Origin of the sequence: Pseudidiomarina aquimaris, from assembly GCF_003987395.1 — a bacterium.
Lineage (GTDB): Bacteria > Pseudomonadota > Gammaproteobacteria > Enterobacterales > Alteromonadaceae > Pseudidiomarina > Pseudidiomarina aquimaris.
This window is the reverse complement of record NZ_PIPT01000003.1, coordinates 186,603-205,225: the sequence shown is the minus strand read 5'-3', so window position 1 is coordinate 205,225 and position 18,623 is coordinate 186,603. Positions and strand designations below refer to the sequence as shown.

Below are 18,623 nucleotides of genomic sequence, written 5' to 3'. Positions count from 1 at the left end.
TAAAAGAATTAAAACTTGTTTGCCGGAATCTTAAAGTAACGATGACCGTCCGCTTCAGGTTCAGGCAATTTTCCTGCGCGCAAGTTCACTTGCAGTGCGTGTAACATGCGATCTGGTAACGCTAAAGTCGCGTCACGCTCATCGCGTTGTTTTCTATAGGCAGCTTCACTTACGTCACCTGCCAAATGAATATTTGTTTGCTTGTGCTGGGCAACCGTTGCTTCCCATTGCGGGTCGCGGCCGCCTTTGCCGTAATCATGGCCGACAAACAAGCGTGTATTTTCTGGTAATGCCAAAATACGTTGCAGCGAGTCCCATAGGTCTTTCGACGAACCGCCTGGGAAATCAGCCCGCGACGTACCGCTATCTGGAAACATAAAGGTGTCATGGACAAAAGCTGCGTCACCAACAATATAAGTAATTGAGCCTAAAGTATGTCCAGGCGACAACCATACTTTAACGTTTAACTCACCGATGTTGAAGCTGTCACCTTCTTTGAAAAGATAATCAAAGTCTTCGGTCGGCGTAAAAGCGTTCGGTAGATTATAGTAGTCGCTCCAAAGTTCAGCGATCTCACACACCTTCTCACCAATAGCATTCGGGGCGCCGGTCTGTTCTTTCAAGTAGCTCGAAGCCATTATATGGTCAGCATGCGGATGCGTATCGAGCACCCAAGTGATTTTCAGGTCATGCTCTTTGGCTAACTCGAGCACCTGATCGGCGCTACTAAAGTCTGTTTTAGCCGAACGCGGGTCGAAGTTCTGTACCACATCCACTAACGCCGCTTCGCGAGTTTTAGGATCAGCTACAATGTATTGAATTGAGCCAGTATCCGCTTCGTAAATTCCCCAAACATCAGGGGAACCGACACCGGTTGAAGGACTGTAACGTACAATGTTTTTCATGTGACCTCCTTATTTCGTGTTTCACTAAAGTAAGGGATCAGGTAAGATTGATCAAGGTGTATCCCTGCTCTGAAGGGCGATTGTGGCAATCGAAAAAATAGAATAAGTTTCTGATTGAAATACTTATTATAATAACGAATATAGTTATTCCGTTTTCACATATTAAAACAGAAAAATGAGGCACTTCTATGATTGGAGCAATTTTAGGCGCCATCCTTATCGGTATCAGTCTTGGCGTATTCGGCTCAGGCGGTTCCATCCTTACTGTGCCTGTATTGCTCTACCTTGCTGATATGCCCGGCAATATGGCAATCGCGTCGTCACTACTTATCGTTGCTTTTATCAGCTTATTCGGCGGCTTACTGGCCACCCGTAAAAAGCTCGTGTCTTGGCGACATGTTTGGCTGTTTGGCGTACCCGGAATGCTCGGTGCCTATTTAGGAGCTTGGCTAGGCAGTGCCGTTGATCCCCGCATTCAATTACTCGTATTTGTGATCTTGATGGTCATCGCCGCTTTGATGATGTGGCGACGGAAAGCTCCCAAAGGTGAAACCATTCAAGAAGTCAAAGTGGTACGTATTGCCATCGATGGGCTGATTGTCGGTGCGATCACCGGTTTTGTCGGGGTCGGCGGTGGCTTCTTGATCGTACCGGCACTTGTTCTATTGGGGGGCGTGCCAATGTTTCTCGCCATCGGCACCAGCTTAATGATTATCGCCTTAAAATCTTTCGTCGGCTTCGCCAAGTACTTCACCGCGCTTACCGAACAAGGCTATGCCTTTGACTGGACCACCATTGCTATCGTTACTATTGCAGGTATTGCAGGTAGCTTTGCCGGTGCCTGGATCAGCGCGCGCTTACCACGGGACAAATTGCAGAAAGGTTTTGCGATCTTTCTCATTATCATGGCGGTCATTGTGCTGACCCAGTCAGTACTCTAACTCTGTTCTGGTGGCGCCACGATCGCTTTGGTCAAACGCTTCACCATCGGCAACACTAACAGCAACGTTGGAAAAGCCACCACCCGACCTTCATACTTCGCCGGGAGCTTACGACTTTTCTTCATTTTGTTACTCTTCACTCAACCACTTAATTAAAAACGCACCGCGCAGGTCACCCACTTCAAAACCAGTCGCCTGATCATTGGGATATTTCTCCGCAATTGCTTGTTTGATCGGTTCCGCCACAGATTGACCATGACAGGCAAGGCATTGCGGCTGCATGACAATAGCACGCATATAGTGTTGCTCGCCATTTTCGAGCGTCACTAAGCGCTCCGGAACCACGCTCGAGTCTTGTTTGATTTGCTCTGCAAACGACTCCATCACTGCAACCTGTTCCGCCGTTGGAGCATTACGAGGGTTACGGTAACGAATCGCCGTACGCCCAACATCAACCAAACCCGCAGTACTCAAACTTGCCGCAATCCCCGGCGCCTCAACGTTACACACATCAATCGCATGCACCGGCCCTTGCGCCTGCATAGCCGCCATCAACTCAGCCCCCAATTGCTGCTGCAACTGCTGACTCAACTCCCGCGAACGCTCCACCCGCTCGCGATCCCCCGTATCACCAGCCCAAGTAATTGGAGCCAGCGCCAAAACTAACAACCAAACGATAACCTTTCCCATATTTCACCTCGAACAACAAACAACAAACAGCAAACAACGCTCTTAATTTAGCACAAGCTAAAATAAAGAGCCACATGAGCCCTACGCTATTTTCGTGTACAATCGAGCGCTTTGATAAAATATGACGACAGGAGCAGTATTGCATGACGCAATCAAACTCAGCCGCCGAGAACCAAAAACGCGGCGCCTTTACCCGCTTTCTCGACACCGTTGAATGGTTAGGTAACCTCTTACCGCACCCGATTACCTTGTTTGCCCTCTTTGCCCTCGGCGTCATTGTCGCCAGTGGCATCGCCTCTTATTTTGGCGTCAGCGCACAGGATCCACGCCCTGGCGGTGAAGTCATCGAAGTCGTCAGCTTACTTAATGCCGAAGGCCTGCAACGAATCGTCACCGGCCTCGTCACCAATTTCACCGGCTTTACCCCACTCGGCACCGTACTCGTGGCCCTCTTAGGTGTCGGTATCGCCGAACGCTCAGGCTTGCTATCTGCTGCCATGCGCGGCCTCGTCATGAACGCGCACCCACGCGTCGTTACCCTGGCCGTAGTGCTCGCCGGTGTTATCTCGAACACCGCCTCAGAGCTTGGTTACGTCGTTCTTGTACCACTCTCGGCGATGATATTCCACTCGCTCGGACGTCACCCATTAGCAGGCCTCGCCGCAGCATTCTCGGGCGTTTCCGCAGGTTACAGCGCTAACTTACTTATCGGTACTGTCGACCCCTTGCTCGCCGGTATCACCACCAAAGCCGCAAACCTAATCGATCCAGAGTACTACGTTGGGCCCGAAGCCAACTGGTACTTCATGATGGTTTCCACCTTCTTGATCGCCATCATGGGTACCTTTGTCACTGAGAAAATCGTCGAGCCAAAACTCGGTAAATACGATACGAAAGAAGCCAGCATTAACCTCAGTGAACAAAAGATCGAAGCCCTTACCGATCAAGAGAAACGCGGCCTCAAAGGTGCTGGATTGAGCTTCTTACTCCTCGGTGCCCTACTCGCCCTGACCATCGTTCCAGAATGGGGGATTTTGCGAAATCCAGAAGACGGTAAAGTCGCCGGCTCGCCGTTCTTGAAAGGTATCGTCACCTTTATCTTCATAACCTTTGCAATCCCGGGTTACGTCTACGGCCGTATTACCAAAGTCATGAAAACCGACCGCGACGTCATCGACGCCATGTCCGAGTCCATGAGCACGCTCGGCATGTACATCGTCTTGGTATTCTTCGCCGCCCAGTTCGTTGCCTTCTTCGGCTGGACCAACTTTGGCTCAATATTCGCCATTAAAGGCGCCACCTTCTTGCAAGAAGTCGGCCTCACCGGCCCATCAGTATTTATCCTATTCATTCTGATGTGCGCCTTCGTCAACCTCATGCTCGGCTCCGCCTCAGCACAGTGGGCCATCACCGCACCAATTTTTGTGCCCATGCTCATGCTCATCGGCTATGCCCCTGAAGTCATCCAAGCGGCCTACCGTATCGGTGACTCCGTCACCAACATCATCACCCCAATGATGAGCTACTTCGGCCTCATCCTCGCCGTCGCCGCACGCTACAAAAAAGACATCGGCATCGGTACCCTCATCGCCACCATGTTGCCCTACAGCATCATGTTCCTACTCGGCTGGAGCATCCTGTTCTTCATCTGGGTGTTCGCCCTCGGCATGCCAGTAGGCGTCGAAACCCCAACCTACTACACTCCTTAGGTTGGGCGGCTTTTTATAATGTGGAGAGGATAAAATTGCATTCGTATCTACGGCCTGTCAACAGACTGAAATCTCATTGAAAATACGATGTTATTTCAGGGGAAAGGTCAGCACTACCAAGGCTGTCGTGATGTAAATACGTCACGGTGGTATTGGTAATGCGTGCTAACGTGCCCTGTGCCCCGTGAATGTAATCCGTACTTTTGCCAGCATCGCGTTTATCGACATGCACTAGCTGGCCGGCTTGGTCGTAGACGTTGTATATCGTGGCGCCATTTACAGTTTGTTTCACGCGTTTAAGATTGCCATCGTAAACATAGTTGCCGCTACTACTGCCACTAACGCTAATGGGTTGGTTCTCAGCATCATAGCTAAACTGCAAGGCGCCGGCGGCAGTGACATTGCCACGACTGTCGTAGCTAAAGCTACGCAAGCCTGAGGAGCCCGAATCATGACTTGTCACTAAGCGGTTCACGCTATTGTAACTCAAGCCGACCGTGCGCGAACCGAGCTGTTTCTGGCGCAGGTTACCTAAGGCATCGTAGGTATAGCTGCCACTTCCCCACGGACCACTGGCGCTGACCAGGCGGCTGAGTCCGTCATAGCTATTGGCGCGTGAATTGCTCGGCACCGCGGCGTCGGTCAGTTGGATAAAACATCTTAGCGTTGGTCGCAGCTGACCATCTATTTTAAGGTTGACTGGATGGCCAAATCGACTTATGAAAACTTGGCTGACACAGAATATTGAACTCCATCCATTGGACCCTGCAACACTGTCAGTTAAGCTGCGAGCCCAACAGGCCGCTTAAACGACAGAAAAGTGTTAGGCATCTTGAAAAGCACTAAAAGTGTCAGGTCTTTGTTAACATCTAAACTGCATATGCCTCTGTTTGAATATTCCCTTGATAATCAATATATAAAATTTCTGAACTACTAAAAAGAATGTAATTTTCATCGCTTTCATCATCACTTGCGATATCACAAAAAATGCTGAATACAGAATTGTCTTCAAATTGAAAGTTAAAGTCGTGACTTTGTGCATCATAGTTAAGCTCAACAATACTTTGCCCAGAAACTGAGTCGAACGCTTTTATTAGTTCTTGGTCGCGAATTCCAATGTCTCTCCAAGAAAAGATACCAAATGAATTCGAAACCAACCTCCACGCGCAGTAAACCATTAGTTCATTTCTTAATATTGATCGTTGGGAACGCTTCTCTGTTTGTAAGGAGTCATTAATTGTAAAGCCAAACTTAACAACCGATCCTGTACCTTTGCCCCAGAGACAATGAATACACCTCACTCCTACTAAACTTTCTAGCGCATGTTTCAATTTTTGATTATTAGCCGCCACCTCTGATCTCCTTCGCTAATTCAACAATAGTATGATAATCATAACCCTGCCCACTAATTTCTTGGTGAAGCTTGCTTTTCTGGTCCTTGGTTAATCCACCAGCAGCATTTGCTGCATCTCTTACTTGTTTATTCTCTCTTCGAAGCGCATCAGTACCTTTAGCAGCCCCCAGAGAACCAGGTTTCTTGCGTAGGCCTCGTCTTTTACCTTTTAGCTTCGATTTACCGGCCAATATGCCAATTGCTATTAGCTCTTCGGTAACAGAGTTTTCATCTGCCTCGTATGCAAACCTACCATCAGGGTCTCTCATTCCATCGGGAACAACTTCAAAACCTAGAGCTTCTAAAAGATCCTCCATCAGAGGTTCTAATATGTCAGTTAGTGTATCCTGTGCTTCACAAGAAACCTCAGACTCTGAAAGCTCTTCAGAACACATTCCTGAAGGGTCTTTAAATCGATATGGGTTGTTATTGGCATACGCATACCGATTAAACATCATCGGGTTGGTGGAGGTAAAACCTATCGGATCATTCGAATAAAAACGACCTATGACTGGATCATAGTATCGTGCCTGCATATAACTCAAGCCGGTCGCATCATCTTTAATATGCCCGGTAAAGCCAGCTAAGTCTTGGTTGGCAGAGATGTCATTAAGAGCTTCACCATATGGCGTGTACGCTTCCTGCCAGAGGATCGCACCGCTGCTGTCCGTTCCACTTTGCGCACTACCAAGGCTGTCGTGATGTAAATAGGTCACGGCGTTATTGGTAATGCGTGCTAGCGTGCCCTGTGTCCCGTGAATGTAATCCGTACTTTTGTCAGCATCGCGTTTATCGACATGCACTAGCTGGCCGGCTTTATCGTAGACGTTGTATATCGTCGCGCCATTTACAGTTTGTTTGACACGTTTGAGATTGCCATCGTAAACATAGTTGCCGCTACTACTGCCACTAACGCCAATGGGCTGGTTCTCAGCATCATAGCTAAACTGCAAGGCACCGACGGCAGTGACATTGCCACGACTGTCGTAGCTAAAGCTGCGCAAGCCAGAAGCGCCGGAGTCGTCACTTGTCGCTAAGCGGTTCACGCTATTGTAACTCAAGTCGACCGTGCGCGAACCGAGCTGTTTCTGGCGCAGGTTACCTAGGGCATCGTAGGTATAGCTGCCACTTCCCCACGGACCACTGGCGCTGACCAGGCGACTGAGTCCGTCATAGCTATTGGCGCGTGAATTGCTCGGCACCGCGGCGTCGGTCAGTTGGGTTAAGTTGCCTCGCGCATCGTACGTCATGGACTGGTCAAGCGCGACCTGCACGCCATCGCTTACATAAAGCTGCTGCGGTAAGCCGCGTGCATTCAGTGCTTGTGTAAACTGATGACCGTTCGCGTAAGCGGCCTGAGCCAGACTGCCGTTCGCATGATAACTCATACTTGAAGCCAACAGTGCGCCGTTATTGCGCACCGTTAAAGGGCGACCCAAGCCATCGTTGCTATAGGTGATGCTGCGCCCTGACGGCAGCGTCTTTTGCGTGAGTTGTCCGGCACTGTTATAGCTATACGACAGTGCATAAGTGCGACTATCGAGCGTTAAGGTTTCGGCGGTGAGCTGGCTTAAGTTGTTGTAACTGTAATCCCAATTGACGCCACCGCGGCTGACGCTGAGAAGATTTCCATCGGCATCGTAGCTGCGACTGATATTCGGTGTGATGCCATCGTCATAATCGGTGACGGTCAAGCGCCCCATGGCATCGTAGGATAAATCCACACGCGCCGTTGAACTTGGCACCGTACAACCACTGTTTGCCTGCCCTTGCGCATAGGCGGTCACTTGCCCCGCCGCGTTATAGGCATACAGCGTGGCACCGGTCTCCGGTGTGTAATGTCGACACACGCGGCGCTTCGCGTCGTAATAATAATACTGGCTTTGGTCAACCGTATAACCGTTTTGCGTACCCCATTGGCGCAGTTGTGTTAGCTCACCCCACACGTTTTTCACGAGGTCGGTCTTGGTGCCCGAGCTATGGTAAATCGCGCGATAATCGTCCGAGCCCGGGCCATCATAGCCATAGGCATAATAATCAGTATACGCATTAGACGGGTCGTAGACACGGTGCCGATGTGAGCTCATGTACTGATGGCTCACCTGAGCGTACGGCGCAACGGTTTCGGTTTCCGTAAGCACTCGACCGAGGCTGTCATACGTGTAATTAGTTCCAGCCGCAGGCGACGCGCTGGTTGCCGGGAGCGACTTAAACGCGACGTGACCGGTGTTGTTGTAGTTGGTCTTCACGTACGCCACCCAGCCGGTATCCAACGCCTGGCGTTTCTCCAACACCGGGCGGAACATACCATCGTAGTCGATTTCGGTCAGTGCGCTACCACGTACAATGGTCTGCTTCGCGCCGCCTTGCGAGAAGTCATAACTGATAGTGGTGTTCAACCAACTGCCTGGATAGTCTATCGCCGTCAACCGACCCATCGCATCCCGCGAGTAGCTCGTGGTATTGCCGCGGCCATCGCGCGTGCTCGTCAGCCAACCGTTATTATCAACGTACTGGTAAATGACAGTGTTGTCGGGGCGCGTCACTTGCTGCGGCATACCACGCTTCCAGTTTTGTAACGTCGTGACCTGTCCGCGGGCATCGGTCACTGCATTCAAGGTTCCCGAACTGTTGTAACTGTACTCAGCAATTTTTTGCCCATACTTCCAATGCTGATAGATATCGCCTTTACTCGTGTAATTGTAGCTATCGGTCAGGCGAGAGTTCACCGTCACGGTTTTGGTTAAACCCAACACCCAGTGTGTCGTGTTATGCGCATAGGTAATGTCGGTGGTTCGTGGTGTTGTTGAGACATTCGACCAGACTTTCGTTTGAATCGGCTTGCCGTAGGAGTATGCGCTCGACGACTGTGTTGTGTTATAGGCGTATTCGGTGGTGAAAGTATCCCCATCCCGCGCCTGAATTTGCTTGACTAGTTGCACATTGGCGGTTGCGGACGCCGACGAGACCGATGAGCTTAGCGGTGCATATTGATAGTCATTGGGTAAATACGACGGCCCAAAGCTTCCAGCAGTTACATAGCTGTAATCAACCCTCTCTAACACGCTGCCACCGGGTGAAGAGCGCGTTTCTTTAACTGCAAGCTTCCCTGCATGCCTCGTGTCAAAGCCTGTAATGCTTAGTTCTGACCAATAATGCACATAAGTCGTTTCTGAACCATCCGGGTTCACTACTTTAGTCCAGTTTGTGGGGTCGTTCTCCGACGTCGCAATGGGATGCCCTTCGTATTCATGGCCTACCGGGTAGCGCTCCTCTTCAACATCCTGCTCATAGGTGTAAGTCCACTGCGAGGTTGGCATGTCGGGGCCGGTGACGGTTTTTTGCGTGACCGCCATGGTCTCGGTGGGCGCGTGGTAGATATCGTAATAGGTCGGCTGCCGCGGATTGGTAAAAGCCCCCGAGCAACGCAGTGTGGTTTCGGTCATCCATTCCGCCCAGCCACGGCGGTGTTTCAGTTCGGTGATCGCAAACGTGCCGGTCACCCCGTTGGGGTGCGTAAGGCTTAAGCTTCCACCAGTGTTGGTGCAATAGGTCCCGGTTTCCGGGCGGTGATGCATGGCGACTAAGTCAAAGGACCACGCAGTACCGTCCGGGCGCGTGACGCTGTCAAGCACCTGTTTTGCTGCCGCGTAATCGCCGCGCATCATATCGCCGACCTCAGCACTGACATACCCATAAGTCCAGGTTCTGCCATTAGCGGTTGCTGAGGACACCACGCCGTCTGCGTTATAGCTTAAGGTAATCGAGCGCCCATCGTTGGCGTAAATACGGGTCAAACGGCCAGACGCGTCATAGTCATAGCGCACCCAATTCCCATGCACATCGGTCACCTCGGTGGCCAGCAACATCGCCCGTACTCGCTCAATAATGCGGCTTGGACCAGCATTACCACCATCCGGAGTTATGGCGCCAAAGTTACGGTGTTTGAATTGCGCATAACGGTCAAAGCGATACTGGTCACCATTGGGGGCGATGCCAACAAACCCATCGTCACCATCACTCGCCGAGCCACAGATAAAATACCAGCCAGCAGGTGTGACAAATTGCGCGGCGGAGGGGAACGGTTGGCTGACGTTCGGCGACATACTGAGCACTTGTTGCGTGCCCTGCCCAGGTATAGCAAGCTGCAAGCCATTGCTGTATTCCACTGGGTAAACATAGCTTTGGATGTCGAGAGAATTCGCCCCCGAATAAATGGATACAGCAAATGCTGATGAGGGGTCGGTGCAACGAGCCCCAGCCCAATTCGTTCCCGGATTGCCAGACTGCGTTGAGGTGATCACATGTAAGCGTGGCACTGCATAGTGCCAGTCGCCAAACTCTACGTTTTCATCAAGGTTGTGAAAGTAACCTTGTGTCAACTCACGGATGAGTGCGACGGGCAGCTCAGAATTTCCCGGTAACGAAATATCGGTATGCGAAAATGACAGTGTTCCCATGTGCGGGTCAATGGTATCACCGAGTAAACCCGTACCATGCTCGGACAGCCGCTCACCAATTTCACTACGTTTATCCCACTCCAACGCCGGCGAAAGCTCAACGCTCGACAGGTCGCCTCTGTCGCGCATCGAAGTTTGCGACTCAATCGAACGCTCGAGAGACGGTGGCGGGGCGTCTTCCTCCGCGGCAACTGGTACAGCCCCAAAGAGCAGAAATGAAAGCGCAGAAACGGCAAAAGAGTGCATCCGTGCCATATAGCATCCTTACTAGTTTTGTTGTTAATTTATTTGGTAACTAACGTAACAAGTAACATCACAAAAAAAACAAATCAACTGTTGATTCACACTTGGTAGAATTTTTTCTACCTCAAAACTCAGGTTTTGGCCCGGAGGTTGCACAAGCTCTTTGAGTTGTTCTGCACATTTAAAGCTACGCAATCCATGACTAGGCACCGCAGCCTGGCGAGTCCAGGAACCTATATAAGTGGGCGACGCAGTAAGCGATAAAGCAAAGTGGCCGTCAGGCCGCAGGCGCCAATGACGAAGAGCATGCCGAGCGGGTGTTGGTGGCCGACGACGTTGACGACGGCGGAGATCATGCCGGCGATGAGGAATTGTAAGCTGCCGGTGACTGCGCTGGCGGAGCCAGCGCGTTCTTGTTGTTCGGCGAGAGCGCCGGCCATGGCATTGGGGAAGACCATACCAAGGGTACTTACGTAGGCGAATACGACGATTAAGACCCACCAGAAATTAGCGTTAAGCGCGCCCAAAACGATTGCTGTAATGGCAATAACTGCCAGCACAGGCAACGACTTGTTAAGAATCTTACGCGCATCGCGGCGACGCAGTAACCACGCATTGAACTGCGCCATACCAATGATGCCAATGGCGTTAAGGCCGAACAACCAGCTGTAATGGGTTGGTTCGAGTCCGAAATGCTCGATGAACACCAACGGCGAGCCAGTGATATAAGCAAACAAACCCGACTGTGCCACTCCGCCCGCTAACGAATAACGCAAAAAACCCCGGTCTTTGAGCACATCCCAATAGATGGGCAAACTGCGCCGCATCCGCACGGCACCATTAAAACCTCGCGTTTCTGGCAACCGAATATGCACAATCGCCATACACGCCACGGCAAGTACCGCCACAATGATAAAAATCGCCTGCCAACCAAACGCTTTAGTGACATAAGCGCCCGCCAGTGGCGCCAAGACTGGCGCGATACCCATCACCAGGATTAAGAACGAGAAAACCTGGGCCGATGCCTGCGGAGTGTAGAGATCACGCACCATCGCACGTGCAATCACTAGACCGGCACATGAGCCGATAGCTTGCAGAAAACGCAGGACGATTAGACTTTCAAGATTTGGCGCGTAGGCACAGGCCAGCGACGACAAGATATAGATCGTTAGGCCAAAATACAGCGGCGGCTTACGCCCCCATTTGTCCGACGCCGTACCGTACAGCAACTGGCCAATGAAAAGTCCCAAGAAAAATGAAGTCAGTGAGAGTTCTACGCGATTCGACTCGGTGCCGTAACTTGCGGCGATATCGCCAAATGCAGGCAGGTACATGTCAATCGACAGTGGCCCAAACATGGTGAGCAGGGCCAGGACGACAACAACTAGATCAAATTTTGCCTTATCGGAGACCGGCGTTACTGTCATTCGTCCGCCGCCCGATAGCTTTGCGTGCTATGTTCGGTCGGCCGTTTTATTGTTTTTATTTTGCGGGCCCAGTCGACAAACGACTGCGCATAGTTCACATAAGTATCTTGTACTAACCCTGCTTGTTTAAGGTCACCTAGTAAGCGCCAGCCATCAGCACCACCCGCCAAGAAGCTATTGGTGATCATGGTGTAGCTTTGCTCGGGCTGCAGGGGTTGCCAGCCGGAAACTGTTTTCACCTGTAGATTGCTAAAACGCTCGCCATTTGCGGCACTAATATCAACATCGAAGCGGATACCTGCGCCATGCGGGTAAGCACCATCTGAGCCAGAATCCGACAAAGCGTATTCCACTGCCTGTTCGAGCACTTGCTTCACCTCTGCGCCAGTAATTTGTACTTCAACCAAAGTATTCGCAAACGGCAACAAGCGATAAGCGTCGGCAATGGTTAAAGCGCCGGCATTCAGATCGGTACGCACGCCACCGCCGTTTTGCAACGCAAAGTCAGCCTGTGGTGCGCTAGCGAGAAAGGCTTCCGCGACGATTGCATGAACATCGGATTGACGGCCAATACCACAATCAGCCAAGGTCATTGGCCCCATGCGCTTCATACACAGGCGCTCGGCTACTTCGGCAATGTTGGTCTGCGTCAACTCATCGAGGCTATCTTGGTAGGTGACGAGCATCTTTTGGGCGGTAGCATCCGGAGCCACTGCGGTGAAACCTTCGAGACGGGTGATTGCTTCTGGCGCATCAGTACTCACCAACAGGTGCGGTTGTCCGCCACAACTGGCAACGTCATCACCGGCAAAGCTAACTTTCAGCTCCCCCACGACTTGACTGTACTGCCACGCTTGCGCGATACATACGGGCGCGCCGTCAGCGTTGGTGACTTGCATCGGGTACGGTCCCACAGTCGGTAAACCATAACTAGCGTAATCACCCAATAGGGTGTGCGAGTCACCGCCAACGATAAAATCTACCGCAGGTAGTTGTTCGGCTAAGCGTAAGTCGTTTTTGTACTGAATATGCGTCAACAGGCCGATCTTTTCGATGCCCTGCTGTTGTAATTCGGCAATGTAATACTGCGCCGTGGCCAGTTCATCAGCGAACATTGTGGTCGCATCAGGCTGCGAGGAGTTTTTGGTTTTGATGGCGATATCAAGACCTATGAGCCCGACTTTCTCGCCACCAACCGAGAATATAGTGTAGGGCTTGAAGCTATCCCAACGAGTTTTTGGCGTGAGTGGTGAAACACCTACTTGAGGTTCAACATTGGCGGCTAAAACTTCGGTTCGACAGTCTTGGGTTAACGCCAAGGCGTCAAGAAAGTGCTTTAACCCTTTGTCGCCATTATCAAATTCATGATTGCCCAGGGCAAAGGCATCAAAGCACACTTGATTCATTAAGGCGGCGTCAGCTTCGCCGTTGAAAATGGTATAGAACAAGGTGCCAGTAATGGCATCGCCGGCGTGCAGCGCCAATACGTTAGCATTGGCGGCACGAATCGCAGCAATTTGGCTCACCACACGCGCAAAACCACCGGTTTCGACTTCGTAATCTTGTCCCATGACATGCAATTGAGTGCCTGCATGGGGCAACAGGTTCGAGTGATGATCGTTTACATGCGCAACAGTGAGCTCGAATGGCGCTGGCGGGATATCACTCGGAGCTTGGGCACAACCGAACAACAACAAGCTACTTACTGCAGCAATAGCAAACTTTCCGAACCCAGGTTGCAACATATTCTCGCCTTATTTGATAAACGCCCTATTTAACGAGGCCGATTTCACGTAACCGTTCCATGAGGTAATCATCTGAAGAGATGGCATCCCAACGTTTAGGGTTCTCTTCAGTAATACAGCTATCCAATGGGTCAATGATAACGTCTGGATTAAAGTGCAAGAAGAACGGAATTGAATAGCGTGACTTCGAGCTATAGGGCGCTGGCGGATTAACCACGCGATGCGTAGTTGATGGCAACACGCCATTGGTCATGCGCTGCAACATGTCGCCGACGTTACAAATGATGGCGCCTTCGATGATCGTCACTGGGATCCAAGAACCATCTTTTGCCAATACTTCTAAACCTGGTTCACGTGAACCGACCAACAAGGTCAGCACGTTGATATCTTCGTGCGCACCAGCGCGTACTGACGGTGTACCCTCGTCGACGATTGGCGGATAATGCAACGGGCGTAAAATCGAGTTACCGAGGTCGACTTTATCGTTAAAGAAGTCACGTGGTTGGCCAAGATACACGGCTAACGCTTCTAGAACGCGCAAACCTAGCGCATCGAGTGAGCGATAAAGTTTAAGGATTTTGTCTTTAAACTCAGGTAATTCTTTTGGCCAAATATTCGGCGTCAATTGTTTGAACGGTGGCTCGCCTTCAATTTCGCGACCTACATGCCAGAACTCTTTGAGGTCAACGTGCTTGGCGTCTTTTGCGATTTCAGTTCCGAATGGCGTGTAACCACGAGCACCGCCACCACCAGGGATGTGATATTGCTTTTTTACCTCTTCAGGTAAAGCAAACAACTCACGACAGGTATCGAGCGCTTCCTCGATCAACTGTTGGTCAACACCGTGCTTAGTTAGCGCTACGAAACCATTCTTTTCGTAGCCCTCGCCAACATGCTTGGCAAAGTCTTCGAAATTTTGGTCGTAGAGGCTCATGTCAATGTGTGGAATAGACTTCATTGGTAACCTTTCGAAACGTTTAAAAACAGCCGCCTATAGTATGAATTTTCGGGCCTTTTGACAAATAAAAACCGCCGATCTGCGCGGGTAAATCTTTGGTAAACCGTCTTTCCAAGTTGCCAATATCTTTGCACACTCAATAGCGAATTCATTGTAACGAGGTAAATAACCATGAAAACGTTTAGCAAAGTGTTAACCCTTACAGCAGTTACCAGTGCCCTTGCCTGCGCTGCACCAAGCTTTGCACAGACGCAAGAGTCTACCCCGTTTGAGACACCACAAACGTCGCGCGCGTTTAACTTTCTAAGCGCCGGCGTCGCCGATCACGATGGCGGTGGTGACAGCATCATCGTTGAAGGTAGCTACCAATTTAACTCTCCCTGGTTTATTAGTGGTTACCTTCGCGATGGCGACGACGGCCCCTTTGGCGATGGTCGTGATGCCCAAGGCCTCAAACTTGGCCGCTATGTATGGTTAAGCGATAACCTTGTCGCAGACTTTTCCGGGCGTTTCGGTCACGTTGACTTCGGCCCTGAAGATAGCGCTTTCTGGGGCGTTGAAGGTAATCTACGTACCCGTATCGACCGCTTCGAAATATACGGCGGTTTAGGTTGGGTCGACTACACTGATGCCGGTAGCGACAACCAATATCAGTTCGGTACGCGTTTCTACATCACCCCTGAATTTGCTGTTGGTGCGCGTTACCAAGATAGTGAATTTGGCGACGGTCTACGCATCGAAGCCAGTTATCACTTCTAAGAAAATCAGGTATGCTGTGACATCAACACGCTAGTTATGGAGTTCCGTGATGTCACAGCTACCCGCCTTCCTCACGCTTTATCGTGAATTGATTGCCACACCCTCGGTGTCGTGCCTCGATCCGCACTGGGATACTAGTAATAAAGCGTTAATAGATAAGCTCGCGGGCTGGCTGACAAGCTTGGGTTTCGAAGTTTCGGTTAATGAACTCACGCGACAACAAGGTAAATTTAACTTACTTGCCAAATACGTCCCCTCTGGCAGCAATGGCAAAGGCGGTTTATTACTCGCCGGTCATACCGATACAGTTCCCTGGGACGAGGGCCGCTGGACCAAAGACCCCTTCCAACTCCACGAAGCAGATGGCAAGCTCTATGGCTTAGGTAGCGCCGATATGAAAGGCTTTTTCGCTTTTGTGTTAGAGGCACTTCGAGGTCTTGACCTAGCTAAGTTCGACAAGCCTATTTATGTGCTGGCAACCGCAGACGAAGAAACAACGATGGCAGGCGCACGTGAACTCGCCGCTTTCGGTGAGCTAAAACCCGACTTTGCCATTATTGGTGAGCCCACCTCAATGACCCCTGTGACCATGCACAAAGGCCATTTGACCGAAGGTATTCGAGTCACAGGGAAAAGCGGGCATAGTTCTAATCCAGCGGGTGGCGTCAACGCCATTGAAATAATGCACGACGTCATCACCGGCTTACGTGAGCTACAGCGTGATTTTCAGCGCAGTTACCATGATGCTAACTTTGCCGTGCCCTACCCGACGCTAAACTTCGGCAACATTCATGGCGGTGACGCAGCCAATCGTATTTGTGCGTGTTGTGAAATGCATATTGACTTGCGCCCATTACCAGGAATGGCAATGGACGAGCTTTACGGCCTTCTAGATGCCAAGCTGAAACCACTGCAGCAACAATTCCCCAATGCGATTTGTCTCGAGCACCTCCATGAGGCGATTCCTGGCTACAAATGCGATCCTGACTCCGCAATCGTGCGATTAGTACAAGAGGTCACCGGCAACAGTGCTGAACCGGCGAATTACTGCACTGAAGCACCGTTTGTGCAGGACTTAGGCTGCCAAACCATCGTCATGGGCCCAGGCTCCATTGCCCAAGCCCACCAGCCCGACGAGTTTATTCGACTCGATGAAATTGCGCCGGCACAGCACCAGCTGCGGCAGATTATTACTCGGGTATGTGGCCCAACACTCGCATCACAGGCCTAAAACTACGGCGGTGAATCGGGCACGCACCGTGCTCTTCAAGCAGTGCTAGGTGCGCTTTCGTTGGATAGGCCTTATGTTTGGCGAAATCATAGTGCGGATAAAGCTCATGCCATTCGAGCATCTGTCGATCACGCTCGACTTTCGCCAATATCGACGCGGCACCTATGCAGGCGTGCAAGGCATCACCACCAATCACAGCTTCCGCTGGGACCTTTAGTTGCGGCAAATGATTACCATCGACTAAAACTTTCTCTGGCGCCACTGGCAACGCCTCTACCGCGCGCTTCATGGCCAGCAGCGAAGCTTTTAAAATATTGATTTGGTCAATTTCTTCGGCATCACATTGCGCAATTGCCCAATAAAGTGCTTTTGCTTTGATTTCTTCGCTCAAAGCCTGGCGCTTCTTCTCGGAAAGCTTTTTCGAATCGTTAATGCCAGCAATGGGCTGGTTGGGGTCGAGAATGACCGCTGCGGCTACTACTGGCCCCGCAATGGGTCCGCGCCCTGCTTCATCAGTTCCACAAATCATCGGATCTCACGTTCTTCTATTGTGCTTGTCGGTTGATGGGGTATGATACTTTCGTCTAACAAATAATAACAATAGAAAAGGGGTTTTCTCGTGTCCGAATCGCCTTCGTTACTCAACCGCATGCTCGACAAGGTCGAGAAGGTGGGTAACAAACTTCCTGATCCGGCCGTTATGTTCTTCGGCTTACTGATTATCGTCTGGGTTTTCAGCTTCTTGCTCTCGGGCGTTGAGTTTGATGCCAAACACCCTCTTACGGGCGAGAACGTACAAGTTGCCAACTTACTGAGCGGCGAAGCCATGGCCGACTTCCTCGCCAATATGGTCGGCACCTTTATGGGCTTTGCGCCGTTAGGTGTGGTGCTAGTTGCCATGCTCGGTGTTGGTGTTGCTGAACGCAGTGGCTTTATTAACGTCGCTATCAAGCTGATGTTGAATGTCACGCCGAAGGCCTTGTTAACTCCGGTACTCATCTTGATCGCGATTGTCAGCCATACCGCCGTTGACGCCGGCTACGTGCTGGTGATTCCGCTTGGTGGTGTCATCTACTACGCCGCGGGCCGTCACCCATTGGCGGGTATTGCCGCTGCGTTTGCCGGTGTTTCGGGCGGCTTCAGTGCCAACTTTGTCCCGTCAGCGATTGACCCGCTCTTGCAAGGCTTTACCCAGTCTGCGGCGCAGATCCTTGACCCGAATATTCAATTGAATCCGTTGAACAACTACTTCTTCACCGCTGCATCGTCAATTATAGTGGTGTTAGTTGGCTGGTACTTAACCGACCGCGTGATTGAGCCACGTTTGAGCAAAACGCCTATCGACGGCGACCAAGAAGACATGCCTGCGCTTGACGATGTGACGCCTCGTGACCGTAAAGCGTTCTATTTAGGCGTGTTAACCATGGTAGTTGGTTTAGTCGGCCTCTACTTTGCCGCAGCGGCGGAAAACACGCCTCTAGCTGATCCTGTGACTGGTGAGTTGGCGTCTTTCAGCGCGCCATTGATGCAGATGATCGTGCCACTGATTTTCTTACTCTTCATTTTACCGGGTATCGTCCACGGCTATGTTTCGGGTAACTTCTCTAACTCACAAGATGTGATTGGGGCAATGACCAAGTCGATGGAAGGCATGGCCTACTATATGGTTATGGCGTTCTTCTGTGCCTTGTTTATCAAAGCATTCGGCGACTCTAACCTCGGTATTCTGCTATCAATCAAAGGTGCAACCTTCTTGAGCTCATTGCAGCTTTCCGGTGGTGTCACCATGGTCGGCATCATTTTCTTGGTGGCCTTCATTAACTTGTTTGTTGGCTCAGCTTCAGCGAAATGGGCACTGATTTCACCGATTTTCGTACCAATGCTGATGCAGCTAGGTTACTCACCTGACTTAACTCAGGCCGCGTACCGTGTTGGTGACTCCACCAGTAACATTATTACGCCGTTGTTACCTTACTTCCCACTCGTGGTGTTGTACTGTCAGCGTTATGTGAAAGGTACTGGTATTGGTTCGTTGGTTGCATTGATGCTGCCATTTACCGTTAGCTTATTAGTGCTGTGGTCGGCCTTCCTAGTTATCTACTGGATGCTTGGCATTCCACTCGGTATCCAAGCCAACTACATGTACCCAGCGGTAGGCTAAA

The 18,623-nt window shown here is 50.9% G+C and carries 15 protein-coding genes; 5 read left to right on the top strand and 10 right to left on the bottom strand.

The annotated features are described in order from the left end of the window. Positions 1–8: 8 nt before the first annotated feature. On the bottom strand, positions 9–905 hold the full coding sequence (locus CWE21_RS05415) for an MBL fold metallo-hydrolase (protein WP_126833426.1): 897 nt from the start codon (positions 903–905) through the stop codon (positions 9–11). Positions 906–1,093: 188 nt separating this feature from the next. Between CWE21_RS05415 and CWE21_RS05410 the strand changes: the two genes are divergently transcribed. Beyond that, the gene (locus tag CWE21_RS05410) at positions 1,094–1,846 is read left to right on the top strand and encodes a sulfite exporter TauE/SafE family protein (RefSeq protein WP_241970226.1); all 753 of its coding nucleotides are present in this window, start codon (positions 1,094–1,096) and stop codon (positions 1,844–1,846) included. Here CWE21_RS05410 and CWE21_RS13450 read toward each other — a convergent pair. Then, positions 1,843–1,971, bottom strand: coding sequence for a DUF2798 domain-containing protein (locus CWE21_RS13450; RefSeq protein ID WP_126833425.1), 129 nt, complete (start codon positions 1,969–1,971; stop codon positions 1,843–1,845). The genes CWE21_RS05410 and CWE21_RS13450 overlap by 4 nt on opposite strands. 4 nt (positions 1,972–1,975) lie before the next feature. Beyond that, positions 1,976–2,536: a Tll0287-like domain-containing protein gene (locus tag CWE21_RS05400; RefSeq protein ID WP_126833424.1), complete on the bottom strand. Its 561-nt coding sequence runs from the start codon at positions 2,534–2,536 to the stop codon at positions 1,976–1,978. A gap of 143 nt (positions 2,537–2,679) precedes the next feature. On the opposite strand from CWE21_RS05400, the gene CWE21_RS05395 reads away from it, so the two are divergent. Next, positions 2,680–4,245 (top strand): AbgT family transporter, encoded by a 1,566-nt coding sequence (locus tag CWE21_RS05395; RefSeq protein ID WP_126833423.1) that lies wholly within the window; start codon positions 2,680–2,682, stop codon positions 4,243–4,245. Between the two features lie 73 nt (positions 4,246–4,318). Here the strand turns inward: CWE21_RS05395 and CWE21_RS05390 are convergent, their stop codons facing one another. The 6 genes from CWE21_RS05390 to CWE21_RS05365 all read right to left on the bottom strand — a co-directional run bounded on the left by CWE21_RS05390 (position 4,319) and on the right by CWE21_RS05365 (position 14,471). After that, complete coding sequence (locus tag CWE21_RS05390; RefSeq protein ID WP_126833422.1) at positions 4,319–4,876, bottom strand: hypothetical protein; 558 nt, start codon at positions 4,874–4,876, stop codon at positions 4,319–4,321. A gap of 238 nt (positions 4,877–5,114) precedes the next feature. Continuing rightward, positions 5,115–5,597 (bottom strand): hypothetical protein, encoded by a 483-nt coding sequence (locus CWE21_RS05385; RefSeq protein WP_126833421.1) that lies wholly within the window; start codon positions 5,595–5,597, stop codon positions 5,115–5,117. Continuing rightward, positions 5,587–10,353, bottom strand: a complete 4,767-nt coding sequence (locus tag CWE21_RS05380) for an RHS repeat domain-containing protein (protein ID WP_126833420.1) — start codon at positions 10,351–10,353, stop codon at positions 5,587–5,589. Before CWE21_RS05380 ends, CWE21_RS05385 begins: the two co-directional genes overlap by 11 nt. Positions 10,354–10,574: 221 nt before the next feature. Continuing rightward, complete coding sequence (locus CWE21_RS05375) at positions 10,575–11,768, bottom strand: multidrug effflux MFS transporter (protein ID WP_126833419.1); 1,194 nt, start codon at positions 11,766–11,768, stop codon at positions 10,575–10,577. Then, the gene (locus CWE21_RS05370) at positions 11,765–13,513 is read right to left on the bottom strand and encodes a 5'-nucleotidase C-terminal domain-containing protein (RefSeq protein ID WP_126833418.1); all 1,749 of its coding nucleotides are present in this window, start codon (positions 13,511–13,513) and stop codon (positions 11,765–11,767) included. The genes CWE21_RS05375 and CWE21_RS05370 overlap by 4 nt, the downstream gene beginning before the upstream one ends. Positions 13,514–13,538: 25 nt before the next feature. Next, positions 13,539–14,471: an isopenicillin N synthase family dioxygenase gene (locus tag CWE21_RS05365; protein ID WP_126833417.1), complete on the bottom strand. Its 933-nt coding sequence runs from the start codon at positions 14,469–14,471 to the stop codon at positions 13,539–13,541. 171 nt (positions 14,472–14,642) lie between these two features. Here CWE21_RS05365 and CWE21_RS05360 point away from each other — a divergent pair, with 171 nt between their 5' ends. Next, complete coding sequence (locus CWE21_RS05360; protein WP_126833416.1) at positions 14,643–15,230, top strand: outer membrane beta-barrel protein; 588 nt, start codon at positions 14,643–14,645, stop codon at positions 15,228–15,230. 49 nt (positions 15,231–15,279) lie between these two features. Further along, positions 15,280–16,461, top strand: coding sequence for an acetylornithine deacetylase (argE, locus tag CWE21_RS05355; RefSeq protein ID WP_126833415.1), 1,182 nt, complete (start codon positions 15,280–15,282; stop codon positions 16,459–16,461). Here argE and rnhB read toward each other — a convergent pair. Then, positions 16,421–16,990 (bottom strand): ribonuclease HII, encoded by a 570-nt coding sequence (rnhB, locus tag CWE21_RS05350; RefSeq protein WP_126833414.1) that lies wholly within the window; start codon positions 16,988–16,990, stop codon positions 16,421–16,423. The genes argE and rnhB overlap by 41 nt on opposite strands. A 120-nt stretch (positions 16,991–17,110) precedes the next feature. Between rnhB and CWE21_RS05345 the strand changes: the two genes are divergently transcribed. Beyond that, on the top strand, positions 17,111–18,622 hold the full coding sequence (locus tag CWE21_RS05345; RefSeq protein ID WP_126833521.1) for an AbgT family transporter: 1,512 nt from the start codon (positions 17,111–17,113) through the stop codon (positions 18,620–18,622). The last annotated feature ends 1 nt before the right edge of the window (position 18,623 follow it).